This is a genomic window from Mesorhizobium waitakense (genome assembly GCF_056431085.1).
This window is the reverse complement of sequence record NZ_JBWKME010000155.1, coordinates 1-16,035: the sequence shown is the minus strand read 5'-3', so window position 1 is coordinate 16,035 and position 16,035 is coordinate 1. Positions and strand designations below refer to the sequence as shown.

Sequence of the window (16,035 nt, the reverse complement as noted above, 5' to 3'; positions counted from 1 at the left end):
GATGAGATGAACGGGTTTCAGTGAAATTTTGCCCTTCCGCGCTTGCCACTGTTGCTTGAGTGCGTCCCAGTCTATGAAGTTGTCCGTTGGTCTGTGGATGCCCCACCGGTAGCTGATAGCTCTGAGGCTGTATTGGATGGACGGTGTGATGACGAAGACAGCAGTCGGAGTTCTCGGCCACAGCCCATCGAGCACAAGCTCTGCAGGTCATGTCTTTGAGGCTCAGGTCGCCGCAATATACTTGGCTGCAATGTTGTGCGAAGACGCTCCGCCCGGACTGCCTGGCGCGACCTGCGAGCAAATTCAACTCCAGGCAGCCAACGCCGGGTTCCCGCTGGACGATATCGTCGTTCGCGCCCGTGACAGAGCAGGCAACTCCGTTGTCCTCGAGATACAAGTTAAGCGAACACTGTCCTTTTCAGCGAGCGACCGCCAGTTCCAAAAGCTTGCTCGACAACTTGCTCAGGCGATCGGGAACCGTGGCGGCCAACACCATCAGCTGGCCGTCGCAGTGGATCGGACAATCCCTGGTATATGGGCGTGTATCGATGTTCTGGAATGGGCACGCGCGTTCCAATCAGCAGATGCTTTCATGCGTCAGATAGAGACCCCTGGCGTATCGAATGACAAAATGCGTGGTTTCGTACGGGTTTTTAAGACCAGTCTAAAGGCCAATGGAGCTCCTTATGACGACCAAGCCCTTTGGCAGCTTCTTCGCCGGTTTCAGATACCCTTTTTGATTTTACGGCTTTGATCTCACAGCATAAATATCTGATTCTTTCGCGACTGGAGCGTGCACTCCAACCCGCTCAGCGACACAGGGCAGAAGACCTTTGGAATAAACTTTGCGCCCACGCAAGCCATATCGCCAGCAGTGGAGGCCAAGTTAGCCGAGAGACTTTGCTCGCTTACTTAGCTGATTTCGAATTGGCCGACGGTAGCTCCGCGCAAGTGGCAAATCTTCTGATCAGGCCAGGCGAATTTCAGGTCACACGAGTGGGCCCAAACGTCGTGCATTCGCTCATGGGTAAGCTGTGGGGCTATCGTGGAGACGATGGGAATACGACAGCCAGCTATCTGTTCACGATAACCAAGCTTTGTGAAGAACGCAGCTCCTGCAAGAAGCTGCTCGACTACTTGACCGATGTGGTTCCCGTGCCAGAGCGGTCCGATTGGTATGAGCCGTTTCTTCCGCGGTCCGTGGGCTACAACTACGTCGACCTTTATGGTGAGTGGTTCTTCACGAACGCAAGCAAACACACTGTGCATCTGCGCTTTGAACCCGTGGCCGAGATGCAGATCGCTGACCCGGCGTGGTATGCGCTTGTGGACGAATGCATCGACGCCTCCAACCCTTTTTGCGATCTCGCAAAGCGCGCGCTTGTTTTCTCCTTGAAACAGACCTGGAGCAGGGATGGAATCTCCCCAACTGGCACCATACCGATCGCACTTGATCTGACTTTTCGCGTCAGTTCGCACTGGGACTATTTGCGAACCAGGATGGGTGATGGCTACGGTTTTAAAGGATCCATCTATACGCATGCCTGGCAGATCACCGGGATGATGGGGCTGGTCGCCGGTGCGCTGCTACCGCGGTATCTGCTGGGCGGGCCTTCAATTCAAGTTGATTACTTCGTTAACGGAGAGCGCGCCTCGCGCGTAGCACAACTGGCGGTTAGGCCTTCAAGGCCGGAGGCGGATACTACCGCTTTGACGTCAAGCGGTTTGTGGCTACCTGGATGCGATTTGAACAAGAACGCGATCGGGCGATCGCTGCCAGTTTCAGAGCAACGGCTCGCAAGGGGGGAACCAACCCTTAGATCCATCGAAGGGTTTCGGGGTCGCTCAATCCCCTTGGATTAGCCTCCTGTTCGAAGCCTGCGCATTTGTCTCATACAGCTGCCGAGTAGGGATCGGGCGATCAGCCGAAGACTCATCATTCAAGGCCAAGTATGATTTGCGGCTCAACGAGCGGGCGTGGCTCGATCCAGCGCAAAGGCCGCAGATCGTGACCATTATCCAGCTGGTCGCGCGCCTTGCGCGAGGATTTGTTCGGCTGGCAGGCAGCAGTGAATTGGAGCGGGCGGTTGCAAATGCGCTCGGTATACGTGGCGTTGAAGAAAGCTGCGGGCTAAGATCGCTGCGCGCGGCGCGAGCCAGGTTGCAAGAGCCGTTGCCAATCTCTTTTGGAAACGCTCGCGCCGTTACGATGTGGGGCCTGAAGCGGCTGGATATCGGCGCAGACCGACTTGGCTCCGACGCCGCTCGTCGTTTGCGACTGCAAGAGCGATGTGTGTCCCTTAACAGTCAGTCATCAGGTTTACCTCGGCCAATTGCTCGAATAAATAGCGGCGACCGCCGCGCCGCGCGGCATCATGCTCTATCTCTTCGGCAACCGGATTGAGTTGCGGCTGAGCAAAGAACGCACGGCGAGCCATGCGAATAGGGCAGTTTCTTCGGCGTCGGGCAGGTGGAGAAAATGACGGAAAACAAATTGTGGGAATATCGTGTTTTGACGGTCGGCGGTGGCGCAGCCTATGACGATCGCACCCAGGAGATGCTGAACGAACTGGGCGCGAGCGGTTGGGAGCTGGCGGCCGCAGCCGGTTTCACCTTGTTTCTGAAAAGGAAGGTAAGGTTCGATGGCGGCTGATCCCTCTCAACTTTGGACCCATCGCCTTTACTGAAGTCGACGATTTCAGAGAAGCGACGCAGGCCCGGCACCGACGATCGCAATCGATTGTACCTTGGACCCGCTGAGGTCACCCACGGTCGGTCCTCTCTCGAGATGGCCTCACCGCCCCGTAGGGCAGGCTTATCCGTATTTCCACGCGATTGCCGTCGGCTCTTGAAATCTCGCGAATGGCGATCGTCTCATGCATTCCGGGCACGACACCCGACGCAAGTTCATAGGCTAGGATGACGATTACGATCTGGGCGCCGAGCGAGATTGCATATCTGCGTCCCTGCATCCCAGCGGCCGGGGCGGCGCCCGCAAGATCCGGGACGGCGCCGGCAAACTTGTTTTCGACCAAAATGGCATCCTCGACGAAGATGTCGAGTTTGCCGCCACCAACGACCGAGCCTTCTTGCGTGCACAGGCCCCGCAGCTGAAATGCCGCGAGCACCTTTTCCTGCAGCGCCGCCTCGCCGCTGAGATCGTCGGAAATCTGGCCATTAGTATACCATTGCGCGATAAACGCGTAGATGGCCTCCAGAACGCGCCCCAGCGCTTCCACGTGCTCGGCTATCAACCCGGCCCGCAGCAGGCGGTTCAGCTCCAGCGCCAGCTTCGAGGCGATGTCGGGGTCAGCCCGAATCCACGTGTCTGGAACCTTCAGGTCGTCGGATCGCAGCGCCAGGAGGGAATGCCGCTTGGAGGACAGATGCTCCGCAGCATCCTGGTCGATGAGAGCTGCCTGGATGAAGGCGCTGATCCATTGTGGCGGAATAGCGCTCGCGGCCTTGATGTAGCCATCCGCCTCTTCGCTCATGGTCACGCCAAAAAAGCCGAGGAAGACAATCTTGGAGGCGATGGCGACCAGTGGGACGACGTCGCGCGGGCAAAACACGTATCCGGTACGCTTTTGCAGCTCGTAGGCGTCGGACCATTTCACGGGATTGAAGGAAAATTCGGGTACCTTGATGGCGCCATTGGGATAACGGGCAAGAATCCTGATCGCCTCTGCCTTGAGGGCCGGAAGGTCGACGATGATCTGTTCGGGTCCCACCCGACCAAGAGCCTCTTGGCATGGCCGAGCGATGTCGACGTCCACGCCCGCCGCGATAAGCGCGGCAGCGCAATCGAGCGCGACACGATGGATTTCTGTGCCAAGGTTGAAACGGGCGCCCACGTCGTCCAACTCCTTGACGATCCGGCGCCAAAGCTTTTCCCGGTTTTGCTCGGCCGTGCTGCCATCGAGCCCGGGCGGCGAAGCGATGAAGCGGCCTCGAAAGGCAAAAGCGCGATGCAACAATTCGCGGTTTAGGATACCTTTCGCCAGGGCTGTCGCTGCAGACGGCGCGTCGGAAAGCGGCAGGTCGGGATGGGTCACCTCCCGCGCGAGGATGCGAAGCATCGTGTCATCGTCTACGCTCAGAAAAATCTCGCTCAGCCGAAACCTGATGGCTCGATCGCGTTCGGCCACCAGCATCAGCCGTTGCGCCATCGCTTCGGCTGATCGTACCTTGTGGTGATGGTAGAGGCGGTCATACAAAAACGTTCGCCCTATCAACATCTGTTCGAACGAGCCGAAACCCGAGGCAGCGATGCCCAGCTGATGAAAGGTCTGGTAGGTGCTGCGCGCGGCGCGCATCCGAAGCTCTTTTTCGGATGCATCAACGTTGGACTCCCGGACATGGAGAATTTCCAGACGCGACAGCAGGCGGTCGGTATCGAACCCGATCTCCAGACCCGAATGATGGGCGTCCCTGGAAAGGTAGTCCAGCTTGTCCGCGTCAATCTGACTGCTGACAATCGACGACAGGTGACTTGCGCCTGGACCTTCGACCCCGCCGATGATGGCGGCCACGATGACTTCTTGGAGCTCCTCTACGGGTCGGCCGCGCGCGGTGAAAAGCTTGTCGCTGGCGAGCACCTTTCGCATAGGCTCCGAAAGAACCAGGCACGCTGCGATGACCTCGGACTCCGAAGGTGGACTGTTCAGCTGATAGAGATCCTTCAGCTTTCGTCTGACGTCCCTAATCTCCTGGCGCCAATCGCTGCCGTCGTCAGACTTCAGCGCCGCCAAAGGCGCTGTCACCTCAAGCACTGGCTCCAGGGCATGACTGAATGGGCCGTGACCGATGTCGTGCAAGAGGCCCGCGAGCCGAAGCGCGTAGCGATCGGTCTCAGCTATCGGCGGCAGAGGTGTCGTCCCGCCATTATCGCGGTTCCATCGCTGAATTTGCCGCTCCAGGGCCCGCAGAACTTCCTCGATAGCGCCCACCACGCCGACAATGTGTTCCAGTCGACCGTGACTTGCGCCGGGAAACACCAGCTGCGCCAAACCCAGCTGGCGAACACCTCGCATGCGTTGCATCAGCGGTGTATCCAGCAATCCGACTTCCCAAGGCAGAAGCTCGATTGTACCCCAAACAGGATCGTTGACTTGCTTGGGGCGAAACTCCGGCGGGCGCTTTGCCTCCAAGCGGGCCATCAATCCGGAGAGCCAAGTGGTTGCGAGGGTATCAAGCTCGCGAGTAAGCGCTGGTGCTACGGTCGAAAGACTGTCGCGCAGTCTCTCCACGGGAGATTACGCGGCCGCGGCCTGTTTGACCTCGGCGCGCGTGCGCTCCACCGAAGCCAGAAGCGCCTTACCTATTTCGCGGGCCTCGCTCGTGGGCAGGCCATAGCTGAGCACGATCTGACGAGCACTGTCGTCATCCAACGTCACCAACGAGGACAGATAGGTCGGATTGGGCTCCGTGGTCAGCAAAGCCTCTTGGGCCGCCAACAGGATATCTGGCAATTCATAGCAGCGTAGTCCCACCCCGGTGACGCCGAACGACAAACTCTTGGACAACGGCTGCGGTAGAAGCTCGAGGCACTCCTTCAGCGCCTTGTCCAGAATGCCATGCGATGTCGGCAGTCGCTCGCCCTGCGCTCCAAGAAGCCACACAGCTGTCAACAGCTCCGCATTCTCAAACCGAGTTGACATGGGCGCCTCCACGACCGTCGAATCGACAGTGCCGATTTTTCTTTTATGAGTGGTTAACGCCCGCTATAAGTGGGGTCAACCCCATTTTGTTCCGTCAAACCTAAGTTTCGACCTTAACTGGGTTGGAGTCTAGATGCGTTTCGACACTGGCCAGATTCTTGAACTCGCCGGCATCAGCAAAGAGACGCTGAGGCACTGGAAGAAGGCGCTTCCGCCTCTTTTCGGTAGGGACGGGCGCACCGACCGCTATACGTACCCGGAGCTGGTCGCGCTTTGTGTAATCGCCCAAGCTGTTACGAAGCTTGCAATCCCCGTCTCCCGGTTTACGGAAAACGCAGTTTGGATGTTCGACCAGATTGAACAACAGCTAAGGCCAGGCGGCGCGCTCGAGATTTTCTGCATCTTTCCCGACCGAGTGGACTTTCTCGGTGACAGCGATCTTCCCCAAGTCGAGGCCGCATCGATCATCCGCCTGGATTTCATTGTCAGGCGTCTGAGTCAACGGGCATTTGCGGATGAGTCCCAAAGGCATGAGACGCAACTCGATCTGCCATTTGGAAACGCCAAGGTAGTGGGGTATGCGCGCCGAACGTCGAACTTGAAGCAATGACAAAACCGTGCGCCGAAGGAGCGAAAGGCGGATGGAATAAGAACAAGACGGTTATGGTCGGGCAGGCCAAGTCGGCGGGTATCTGTCACGGTCGAAGACTAGTCCGATAATTGCATTTCTGAGCCTCACCGATGCGGAGGAGGTTCCAGTCGCCCAAACCATTTCAGCCTGGTTAATGAATTGTGCCTCAAAGTCGTATAAAAGGCAGTCCGGCACTGCATGCATTGGGCCTCCCTTAATCGGGGAAACCGAGCTGACGGCCTAGCGCCCTCAATTGGACGCTGATCGCAGCACGGTGGCATCCCAGAAGCAGACATTTACGCGCACTGCGGGAAACGTTTCCGCGATTCGGACAGCTTTGCCGACCGGATCATGCCTGCTCGAAAAGCGGGGCCGAGGAATTGGCGCCCAAACGACCATCTACAGTGTTACCACGGAGGCTTCGGCGCCGCCGAACCACCCGCGGGAAACGACGGTGTTCACCAGTCCCTGCGGGTTCGAGGTGTAGCACACGATGGCGAGGCTCTCTTCGGCGCGACTGCAGGTGACGTAGAAGAGCCGACGGGTCCGATCGATACTCGTTTCCTGCCCACTTACTTCACGCTTTAGGTCCGCAGCGCTTTTTGGCTCGACCCCGAAAAGCTTGTCATACTTGAATAGGAACCCTCGCGCTTCATCGTCACTGATAACGACCATGACCCGGGGAAACTCCAACCCCTTAACCCCCTGGTGCGTGCCAAATGGCGATCGCCCGCTCACGTACTGGTCGTAAGCCTCTATCTGGTTGAACGGCGTAGCCAGCATCGTCCGCCACGCAGCTGTCTCGGAGGTATCGAAAGCATCGGACGGTGCACCTTCGCTCGGCTCTTGATCTACGACGCCGGCGTCGTCCGGCTGCGCAAACGGAAGCAATGCGTCCGGTACGATGAACAGGCCGGTCCGAGCGACGTCTTGCAGTACATCGCGGAACGTTGGGGTTTGGACGTTGTCAACGATGGCCTTCAGGCTACGGGTCGCCTCGCTTGCGCGCGCCAGCTGCTCCATCTGCTTTTCCGCGGCTGCTTTGAGCGTCGCGGGATCAAGCAGTGGCGAATACTTCCGCACCACCGCAGCGACGGCGAAGTCGTCCTCGCTCCGAAGCGCCTTGACGAGCGGCAGGATCTCATTGCTAAAGAAGCGAAGGGGGGCCGACGTTCCCTGGAGCAGAGAGGTCTGGAGCCTGTCCTCGGAATAGATCGGTTCGAACATCTGGGCGAAGCCGAAGCGGGCGGCCGCCATGTGATGCTCAAGCGTGAGCGTCTTGAAGTCACGACTCGCGGAGGCCCAGGCTGGGTCGCCAGTCATCTCCGACATCTTTTGGGCAATTAGCCGCTCCGCCGCCATCTTGTCCGGAACGGATAGTGGAAGAGCAAAAAGCCGAACAAAACCTTCGGGCTTGTCACGCCGCCCTTCCTGGACGAGGCCATCCGCATCGGCGCGAATTCGATTGATGAGCCTAATCACACGGTGTGGGCAGCGATGGTTCATGGCCTTCTGAGGAAAAACCCAGCCAGATAGGTTCTTGCCCAGATCGACCTTACCATCCGCGTAGATGCGCTGCATGGTGTCACCAAGTAGGCCCAGGGCGAACGTCCGGTTATGTGCTGCCTGCACCGTCAACAAGGCGTCCATAAGGTAGCGGTTGGTATCCTGGCTTTCATCGACCAAGAGGAACGGATATCTTGAGGTGAGCAGCAACTGCAGAACCGGCTTGTTGGTCAGGAACTCTGAGGTGATCGAGATGACCTCAACGTGATTGAGCGCGTCACGCGTCCGATTGTCACCGACAGGGCTGTAAACAAACTTCTTTACTCCCGGCAGGGAAGCCAGCCTCCGTCGTTTGCTCGCCAGTGAGCGGACCCGGTCCTGGTACGTCTTCGTGGCTTGATTTTTTGTGCCAGCGATCTCTTCTTCTAACTCGGCGATCCGAGTTTCCAGGTTGCGTTTGACCCATGTCCGGATGTCGTCGTTGTAACCGCTGACCATGGACCACGCGAAGGCGTGGATGGTTGAGACTTCCACCCGCGCGTCATACTTGAGACGGCTGGCTATCTCGTCGCAGGCAGCGTTCGTATACGTGATCACTCCAACCTTTTGCCTTGCCAGGGCCAAGCGCCGGCCGGTCGGGGTCGACAGGACATGATTGATTGCATTGACGAGCGACCTCGTCTTGCCCGAACCAGCCCCTGCGTAGAGGAAGAAGCTTTGCGGCATGTCAAGGTTCAAGCATCCTTGGATAAGCTCGTCCGCCTTCGCGTCCCGCTGACTGTCGTCGAGTTGATCGGCAATCATTTGTCGCTCCCGAGGTCCGTGGACAGCACCTCAATCTGCTTTTTCTCGAGCTGCCCGTTCAACCAAGCCAGTCCGTCGGCGATGTACGAAGGCACAGCAAGCTTTTCGAAGCCCTCTGCTCCCAGGACGTTGAGCGCGAACTCGGCCTTTATACCCTTGCGAAGCGCTTGGAAGAACTTTGCCCCGGTTTCGCCTACATTTGTCGAACCGGAAATGGCCTCCCTGAACCTGGCGACAAGGCCGATGCCGTCGAGCTCGGAGAAGAATTTCATGTTGGTGAACGCAAGGGCGTCCTCGAACGTGTAGGGGATCGCAGTTTGGGCTGACGTGCCTTCGGGCCAGACGACCTCGATTGGCATCTGGTAGGCCACGCGCACTTCATGCAGGGCAGTTTGCTTCAGGACTTTGTCGAGATCAGGCTTGAGGAGCTCGTCGATCGTGGTCTTCTGTGGCCACCACGACTTGAGCGTATCGTTGTTGGTGACCTGGCTTTCTCCGACCTTTGGCTGCACGGCTTCGCCCGACTGGGCGTCGAGGTCGGTGATGATGAGGGTGGTGATGCCGAGAAGATTGATCAGCGGCTTCAACCGGTGAGCGTGGCTGCCGCCCACCTCGAGCATGCTCACATAACCTTGGTTCACCCGGGCATAGTCTCGCGCGATGAAGTTAGGTAGGAACATTCGCTCAGCGGAGCCTTCGACGAGAACCAACGCGTCAGCAAAGAATACATCCGCGTGCTGCGCCCTTAGGTAGCGCGTGACAAAGCGCTTTGTTTCGCTCTCCTCGCCGAAGGCGTTGGTCAGGTTAATGACCACCGATGTTGGGATCTGGACTTTGTTCATGCCTGCTGGAAGGCGCCGGAAATATCTGAGGCAGCTATATGGTGTCTCGTGGGCGACATGGCTGGAGTGCGTACTGACAACGAGTTGCGTACGCAGCGCTGAGTTTCCTCCAAGGTCTTCATGGGCCCGAAGCACCTCGTAGGCTTTTTTGATGAAGACCTGCTGCACTTGGGCGTGGAGGTGTGCCTCGGGCTCTTCGACGAGAACGAGATGCAGAGGCTCCAACTGGCCAGCATCAGGCGCCTTGGAGGCTTTTCCCACCCGCATCCAGGCTGCCCGGAAGCTCATTAGCCGGAAGATCATCGAGATAAGGTTCTGGTATCCAAGGCCGTTATTTCCCTCTGGCAGCCGGAGTACCGGCACGATCCCGCCATCGCCTTTCACGACGTCCACCTGGAAAGAAATGGCCGCCTGGTGGTTCAGGCCGTCGACAGGTTTCAGCCTGGTGGAGACATGCGGCTTGGGATCGGTGATCCCCGGGTAACCCATTGTCTCGACCTCAGTGAAGGCTCCCTTGAAGCTCTCGGTCAACTTCAGGTCGAAAGCGTCCTGGGCTTCTTCGACCGCCTGCAGTGCCCCGATATCGGTCGGATCGGGGTACTCCGACGGATCGAGGTGCCGCTTGTAGTAGTCGCGTACCTGATCGGAAAGTCTGAGCCCACCCGGCGTCGACACTCCCTCGTCATCTTCGCCGCGATGGACCTCGCCGAATCCACGCTGAGCGCTGATCTCGTTAATCCGGATAAGTCCGGCCAGGGGATCGCCGTCAATTGGGGGGACACCGTCGATGAGCTTCTGCGGCTGAGCTATCGCGTCCGTGGGTTCCACAAGTTTGTCGGGATCAAGCGTGTAGGCCCGAATTTCGAAATGCGCGTGGAGACGTCGCTCCAGGAAATCCATCAGCGACGACGGCCACAGAGTTAGCTTCGGTGCGGGCGCGGGAGCTGCGCCTGACTCGCCGGTTGCGGCTGGCATCGCGGCCTTCATTTTTTGGGTGTTCGCGAACGTATCCATGAATTCTTTATGGAGCGCTGAAACATCTTTGGGCTCGAGCCGCAACCGCACGCCGAGCTTGCCGCCGGTCCAATCTAGCTTGGGGACAAGCTTGCTCACGAAATGCAGCTCGTTGCGGGCAACGTTGAGCCAGATGTCGAGGACGGGCAGGAAAGGTACCCAGGAGTCCGGCTGGAGGTCCGGAAGCGCGGTTCCCTCGGCGTCAATCCAGGCTTGTCCAAGGGCATTGATGCCGGCCCAGTGGCACAATGTCAGGTCGTGCTTCTCAAAAGTCTTGCCGCGTTTGGTCAGGAAGCGCCGGAGCGCTAGCATTGCTGAGGTCTTGCCACTGTTGTTTGCGCCGACGAAAAGCGTAGTCTCATCGGCTAAGTCGATCCGTGCCGAAAGCAATTTGCGAAAATTGGCGACTTCCAGATGAACAATATGCATTTCAGACCCCCCAAACGCAGCTTAGTGCAGAATTGACACTGCTCATACGAAAACAGCAGCCTCGTCTTCGTCTAGCTCGTGTTTTTGGCTGTTGACGATTCGCTCGCAATAGCTTTTCGCTTAAGCAAACCCGCTTGCCGTACCGAGTAGAGAAAAAATCGCTTCTTGCAACATATTTTCAGTGAATTAGACGTCGAAATGACTCACCAGAGTCGGCACGGGGGATGTCGGCGTTAGGGCAATTGGCAGACCTATCCCACCAAGTCGGGCTTCCGACGTCGCCTCTGTAGCCGCTGAAAGCTGCTAGTCCGCGGTCGGCCCCCCCTTCCGCCGTATACAGTGGCCGCCGATCGCCGAACTGAGCCTAAGCTGCTGCGTCGACACACGTACGCGCTCATACGTTCGCCTTTTGTGCTCCGAAAGTCGCATAATTGGCAGTCTGGTGTGATGTCCGGAATTATTTGGCATTTCAGGGGGTTTACCAATCCGGAATTATTGGTCGGTGGCTAGGTCACTCATGCGATTGAAATCAGAAGGGCTTTTTGCCTGAGGGTAGGGATTTTCGGTCGTAGGATCGGGTTTACCAATAGCCTAAAATGACAGTTAATTCTGGATTGGCATTAAGTTATTGTATTTGCGTGGAATATTGCGGTCCTTATTGGTCAACCCACTTGCGTCTGGCAATGGATTGGTAAACCCCAGGCTCCAGCATTGGTAAACCAAGGCCGCAGCCTATCGGCCAAGACCCAGCTCTCCCTCCACTGTCGCCAATCCCCCCTCTCCACCCTCGCGAAACGAACTTCGGCCAATGGCTGACATCCGTACGGCTTCCTGAGGCTGCGTGGAGATCCAAGGTTTGGCTGTCACGTCAGGGATAACTCGAGCTGCTACCCGGTGGTTTCCGTTCCGCCGCTAGGGACTAGCGCACGATGTCGAGGAAAGAATTCGTTCCACTCAACCTGCTCGCCAAGTCGGCAGGAATCTCGCGGCAGGCAGTTTGGAAGGCCTGCCAGCGTGGCAACTGGCGAGGGCATGCCCTGGAGGTGCGCGGTGTTCAGGGTAAGGGTGGCAACGCGGGCAAGCATTATCTCGTCAGTTTGGCTTCACTCCCACCCGAGTTGCAACTCCGGTTGAAGCCCATTGAAACGACGGTTCAAAAAGATCCGAAGCCGATTGCATGCCGAGGCCGGCACGGCCGAGCCGATAAAGGCAAGAAACGCGTAGTCATCAGTCGGCAGTGGGACACTTTGGTACCCTTCGACCCCGGCACAAAGGCCAAAATTGCAGAGGACCTAAAACAGGAAATCCGAGGGCTCTTGGCAGCCGGCGCAGCTTGGGGACATGTCAAGCTATTGGCCCGTAACTTCCTGGTCGAGACCACCATGTCATGGGGGTTCCGCCCTCGCGATTTTGCGAGTTTCGAGCAAGCTTGTTCGATCCCGTGGACGCTGGTTTCGGAAGAGCTACATTATCGGAAGGTCCACCAGTTCCGCACGAACCGCAAAGCCTACGAGGACAGCCGCCCGCGTGGTCGGCGCTCCATCGAAGGCATGCGCCCGATGGAATTGGTCGTCGGAGACGTGCACCCGATCGACATCCACCTGAGGCGGGCTGACGGCTCGATTTGTACTGCGAAGTTGATCGCGTTTCTCGATTGGGCGACCGGCCGCGTCTGGTGTGATCTGATCGCATTTGACAAGCGCGGCGGCGTCAACAATCGTGATGTGATCGAAGTATTCGCGGCCATGGTGGGGCATCCCGCCTTTGGCCTGCCTGAAGCCCTCTACATCGATAACGGCAAGGAATACGGGTTCGCGACGTACCTGGACGCCGACACGACACTGACGGTGCCCGGATTCCATGGGCCGGCTCGCACGCTGCGAGTTGTCAACGCCTTACCCTACAACGCTCCGGCAAAGCCAATCGAACGCTGGTTCGGCGACTTCGAGTCTCGCTATCTGAGCGCGGTACCGGGATGGATTTCCGGCAACCGTATGAACAAGCGCCAGGAGGCGATCGGCCGGACGGTTGCGCCCTATGGCACCTTCGAAGATTTCGTTCCAGCGTTCTTCGGTCTCCTAAAGGCCTATCACAGCGTGCCCACGGGAAAGCAGAGCGGCCTCAAGGGGCTTTCGCCCAACGCCATTTTTCAACAGCACGTTGCTACAGGGTGGTCAGCGATCACCATGAGCCGGGATGAGGTCCGCGCGTCTGTAGCGCGCCGCGTCGAGCGCACTGTGATTCAAGGCGCGTTTCAGATCCGTGGGCGTCGGTGGTCCTGCGAAGAGCTGTGGCAGTAGCCGCTCAGATGGACCTAGTGAAGAGGATCGTCGGATGACGATGTTTGTCGAGACCCGCGCTGCGCTCACTGTGCGCGCCGCCTTCGATACCGCGGTCAAGATGCGATATCCGGTGCTTGCGGTCGGCAAAGCCGGACTCGGAAAGACTGTAGCGCTCAACTGGATAGCCGCCCAAAGCGGAGCTGCCTATTGTGAGGTTGCGCAACATACCAAGGCTATCAGGCCGATGTTCCTGATGCTGCACGACGCCTACGGCGTCCAAAAGGACAGCAAGCACACATACGACCTTGCGAAGGATTGTATGAACTTTCTGGGCTCCCGATACGGCCCGACGCGTCCGCTGCTGGTAGACGAATATCAAAACTTCACACCCATTGTTTTGCGTGAGCTGCTGCACCTTCAGGAGCACTGCGGTTTCGCTTTGCTGCTTGCCGGCAACACTCATCGGTTAGCGGGGACGAGGCGTGATACCCACGCTATGGATCAGATCGAAAGCCGCATCGGCATGCGTTTCGATATTGGGCAGCCGACGCGGGAGGACTGCGCGAGGATAGGCGCCGAACACAACGTTGAGGGAGCCGACGCCTACGAGGCAATCGCCACCTACGGTCAAAACACCTCCCTTCGCGCGCTTTGCCACCTCCTCCATAACTGCGCTGCCATCACCAACGGCGTTGGCAGCATTCGTCTTTCCCGGATCGAGACCACGCTTCGTGTCATGTTATGCGGCACTGAGGCGCTCAAGCTTCTACACGAGCGCCGAAACGACTTCGCACACGACGTCAGCGGCCCCACTTAATTCCGGACGACGACAGATAATTCCGGACATCACAACAGGATTGGTAACCCTTATCGAGTGAGTCCCGCTCGCACCTCTCTGCGGATTCCATCGTATCATATGGGCCGCCAGCGGGCGGGCTCGAGTGAGACATGCCTACCACGCTGCAACCGTCTCGGGTTGACTCCGAAGTCCCGCTTAATTCCGGACAACGGCAGACTTCTGCACGAGCGCCGGCACGACCTCCGAAGCCCGGCTTAATTCCGGACAGCGACAGATAATTCTGAACGGCACAGCGGTCATAAAAACGTCGGTGACGTGCGTGGCGACTGCATGCTGGCGGCGGTCGAGTTCGTCGCCGACAGGGACGATCGCGTCTTCTTCGATCCCGCGCAGAAGATCGGGCCTCAAATCGCAACAGCGCTTGCCGAGCGCGGCGTCATCGGCCGCGCCATGCCACAAGGCGACATTCTAGGCTTCGCACCGCCACTGTGCCTGACCCGCCAGGAGGCTGTGACATCGTCGTCGCAAAGACTGCAGATGCAGTGAAGAGCGTGTTTCTTTCGCCTCGACCTAGCCAGCAGAAACCACTTGATTAGATCCTGAAAATAGAGTTTTGTGATCTCAATATGAGCCATATTGAGATCTGATTTTTGATGCCCCAGAGCCCTGTTCAACAGAATTCTTCCCTCGACGCCGCCCTGCTCGAAGTGCGGGAGCGCTATACCGCGAAGCGCCCGAAGAGTGCGGCGCTGCATCGCGAGGCGGTAAACGTTCTCCCCGGCGGCAACACCCGGTCCGTGCTCGCCTATGCGCCTTTCCCGACTGCCATGGCGCGCGGCGAGGGGTGCCGGCTTTGGGACATCGACGGTAACGCCTATCTCGACCTGTGCGGCGAATACACTGCCGGCCTGTTCGGCCATACCGACAGCCGCATCCATGCCGCCCTCCACCACGCCATGGGGCGAGGACTGAGCCTGGCCGCGGTGGGCGAGGCCGAACAGCGCCTTGCCAAGATCCTCTGCAGCCGGTTCCCGTCGATCGACATGATCCGCTTCGCCAACAGCGGCACCGAGGCCAACCTGATCGCGCTCAGCGCCGCGCAGGTGGTGACAGGGCGCAAGCGCATCATCGCCTTCCGCGGCGGCTATCACGGCAGCCTCCTGTACTACCCCGTGACCGGCTCCAGCCTGATCGCCGCCCCGTTCCCGGTGACGCTATGCGACTACAACGACACCGACGGCACCGTGGCCGCCATCCGTGCCATGAGAGATGACCTCGCCGCCGTGATCGTCGAGCCGATGCTGGGCAGCGGGGGCTGTATCGCCGCCGAACCTGCCTTTCTGGCGGCCGTCACCGAGGCCACACGCGCTGCCGGTGCGATCCTGATCTTCGACGAGGTGATGACCTCGCGCATGTCGGGAGGCGGTCTGCAGGAACGTCTCGGTATTCTGCCCGACATGACCACGCTTGGAAAATACATCGGCGGCGGCATGAGCTTCGGCGCCTTCGGCGGGCGCCAAGACATCATGGAGATCTTCGTCTACAAGGTGCCCCATGCTGGCACCTTCAACAACAACGTGATGTCCATGGCGGCAGGGATTGCCGCCATGGGAGAAGTGTTTACCGCCGCAGCAGCAGCCGACCTGTTCGCGCTCGGGGAAGGCCTGCGCGAACGGCTCAACGCGATCTCCGACAAGGCCGGCGCGCCGCTGCAGTTCTGTGGCCTTGGCTCGCTCGCCACTGCCCATTTCCGTCGGGGCCGGATCGACCGCCCCTATGCCATCACTCCCACCGAGGAGGCGTTGAAAGAGCTGTTCTTCTTCGACATGCTCGACGCCGGCATCTACATCGCCCGCCGCGGCATGACGGCGCTCAGCTTGCCGACGACGGAACGCGACCTTACGCATTTCACCGCTGCCGTCGGGGATTTCCTCGACGCACGGGCGGCATTGCTACGATAGGCCGGCACCAAAGGCAGAACGCTGCAAGATGGGCAGGAGCGACATAACTTCGTCAGCCACGGCCGCGGGCGCGCTGGAGGAAGAAGCCTATCGACTCATCCGCAGCG

At 58.8% G+C, this 16,035-nt stretch carries 12 protein-coding genes and 1 pseudogene; 8 read left to right on the top strand and 5 right to left on the bottom strand.

Annotation, left to right across the window (positions count from 1 at the left end; translation table 11 throughout):
- The first annotated feature begins 148 nt into the window (after positions 1 to 148).
- The gene (locus tag AC07FD_RS29385; protein WP_478352690.1) at positions 149 to 754 is read left to right on the top strand and encodes a hypothetical protein; all 606 of its coding nucleotides are present in this window, start codon (positions 149 to 151) and stop codon (positions 752 to 754) included.
- Between the two features lie 269 nt (positions 755 to 1,023).
- Positions 1,024 to 1,863: a hypothetical protein gene (locus AC07FD_RS29380; protein WP_478352689.1), complete on the top strand. Its 840-nt coding sequence runs from the start codon at positions 1,024 to 1,026 to the stop codon at positions 1,861 to 1,863.
- 437 nt (positions 1,864 to 2,300) lie between these two features.
- On the opposite strand, the gene AC07FD_RS29375 is transcribed toward AC07FD_RS29380, so the two are convergent.
- Entirely contained in the window at positions 2,301 to 2,438 is a 138-nt protein-coding gene (locus AC07FD_RS29375) for a hypothetical protein (RefSeq protein ID WP_478352688.1), read from the bottom strand.
- Positions 2,439 to 2,479: 41 nt separating this feature from the next.
- Between AC07FD_RS29375 and AC07FD_RS29370 the strand changes: the two genes are divergently transcribed.
- The gene (locus tag AC07FD_RS29370) at positions 2,480 to 2,653 is read left to right on the top strand and encodes a DUF4177 domain-containing protein (RefSeq protein ID WP_478352687.1); all 174 of its coding nucleotides are present in this window, start codon (positions 2,480 to 2,482) and stop codon (positions 2,651 to 2,653) included.
- Positions 2,654 to 2,762: 109 nt separating this feature from the next.
- On the opposite strand, the gene AC07FD_RS29365 is transcribed toward AC07FD_RS29370, so the two are convergent.
- Positions 2,763 to 5,060: an HD domain-containing protein gene (locus tag AC07FD_RS29365; RefSeq protein ID WP_478352686.1), complete on the bottom strand. Its 2,298-nt coding sequence runs from the start codon at positions 5,058 to 5,060 to the stop codon at positions 2,763 to 2,765.
- A gap of 195 nt (positions 5,061 to 5,255) precedes the next feature.
- Positions 5,256 to 5,660: a hypothetical protein gene (locus AC07FD_RS29360; protein ID WP_478352685.1), complete on the bottom strand. Its 405-nt coding sequence runs from the start codon at positions 5,658 to 5,660 to the stop codon at positions 5,256 to 5,258.
- A 133-nt stretch (positions 5,661 to 5,793) separates the two neighbouring features.
- On the opposite strand from AC07FD_RS29360, the gene AC07FD_RS29355 reads away from it, so the two are divergent.
- Positions 5,794 to 6,270 carry a hypothetical protein gene (locus AC07FD_RS29355; RefSeq protein WP_478352684.1) on the top strand — a complete coding sequence of 159 codons (477 nt, stop codon included), beginning with the start codon at positions 5,794 to 5,796 and terminating at the stop codon, positions 6,268 to 6,270.
- Between the two features lie 420 nt (positions 6,271 to 6,690).
- Here AC07FD_RS29355 and AC07FD_RS29350 read toward each other — a convergent pair whose 3' ends face one another.
- Positions 6,691 to 8,601: a UvrD-helicase domain-containing protein gene (locus AC07FD_RS29350; RefSeq protein ID WP_478352683.1), complete on the bottom strand. Its 1,911-nt coding sequence runs from the start codon at positions 8,599 to 8,601 to the stop codon at positions 6,691 to 6,693.
- Positions 8,598 to 10,886, bottom strand: a complete 2,289-nt coding sequence (locus AC07FD_RS29345) for an AAA family ATPase (protein WP_478352682.1) — start codon at positions 10,884 to 10,886, stop codon at positions 8,598 to 8,600. The genes AC07FD_RS29350 and AC07FD_RS29345 overlap by 4 nt, the downstream gene beginning before the upstream one ends.
- A gap of 929 nt (positions 10,887 to 11,815) precedes the next feature.
- Between AC07FD_RS29345 and AC07FD_RS29340 the strand changes: the two genes are divergently transcribed.
- From AC07FD_RS29340 to AC07FD_RS29325, 4 genes and pseudogenes are all read left to right on the top strand, one after another.
- Positions 11,816 to 13,186 (top strand): hypothetical protein, encoded by a 1,371-nt coding sequence (locus AC07FD_RS29340; RefSeq protein ID WP_478352681.1) that lies wholly within the window; start codon positions 11,816 to 11,818, stop codon positions 13,184 to 13,186.
- A 34-nt stretch (positions 13,187 to 13,220) separates the two neighbouring features.
- Positions 13,221 to 13,985: an AAA family ATPase gene (locus AC07FD_RS29335; RefSeq protein ID WP_478352680.1), complete on the top strand. Its 765-nt coding sequence runs from the start codon at positions 13,221 to 13,223 to the stop codon at positions 13,983 to 13,985.
- 276 nt (positions 13,986 to 14,261) lie between these two features.
- A pseudogene (locus tag AC07FD_RS29330) lies at positions 14,262 to 14,563 on the top strand (hypothetical protein); the annotation flags it as partial.
- Between the two features lie 57 nt (positions 14,564 to 14,620).
- A complete protein-coding gene (locus tag AC07FD_RS29325) occupies positions 14,621 to 15,928 on the top strand; it encodes an aspartate aminotransferase family protein (RefSeq protein ID WP_478352679.1) in 1,308 nt (435 codons plus the stop codon).
- Positions 15,929 to 16,035: the final 107 nt, after the last annotated feature.

What these genes read in the sequence shown, in the direction of transcription:
- AC07FD_RS29340 (WP_478352681.1), top strand. Translation starts at nt 11,816, where the DNA reads ATGTCGAGGAAAGAATTCGTTCCACTCAACCTGCTCGCCAAGTCGGCA.
- AC07FD_RS29385 (WP_478352690.1), top strand. Translation starts at nt 149, where the DNA reads ATGACGAAGACAGCAGTCGGAGTTCTCGGCCACAGCCCATCGAGCACA.
- AC07FD_RS29380 (WP_478352689.1), top strand. Translation starts at nt 1,024, where the DNA reads ATGGGTAAGCTGTGGGGCTATCGTGGAGACGATGGGAATACGACAGCC.
- AC07FD_RS29350 (WP_478352683.1), bottom strand. Translation starts at nt 8,601, where the DNA reads ATGATTGCCGATCAACTCGACGACAGTCAGCGGGACGCGAAGGCGGAC.
- AC07FD_RS29360 (WP_478352685.1), bottom strand. Translation starts at nt 5,660, where the DNA reads ATGTCAACTCGGTTTGAGAATGCGGAGCTGTTGACAGCTGTGTGGCTT.
- AC07FD_RS29335 (WP_478352680.1), top strand. Translation starts at nt 13,221, where the DNA reads ATGACGATGTTTGTCGAGACCCGCGCTGCGCTCACTGTGCGCGCCGCC.
- AC07FD_RS29375 (WP_478352688.1), bottom strand. Translation starts at nt 2,438, where the DNA reads ATGGCTCGCCGTGCGTTCTTTGCTCAGCCGCAACTCAATCCGGTTGCC.
- AC07FD_RS29355 (WP_478352684.1), top strand. Translation starts at nt 5,794, where the DNA reads ATGCGTTTCGACACTGGCCAGATTCTTGAACTCGCCGGCATCAGCAAA.
- AC07FD_RS29345 (WP_478352682.1), bottom strand. Translation starts at nt 10,886, where the DNA reads ATGCATATTGTTCATCTGGAAGTCGCCAATTTTCGCAAATTGCTTTCG.
- AC07FD_RS29370 (WP_478352687.1), top strand. Translation starts at nt 2,480, where the DNA reads ATGACGGAAAACAAATTGTGGGAATATCGTGTTTTGACGGTCGGCGGT.
- AC07FD_RS29325 (WP_478352679.1), top strand. Translation starts at nt 14,621, where the DNA reads ATGCCCCAGAGCCCTGTTCAACAGAATTCTTCCCTCGACGCCGCCCTG.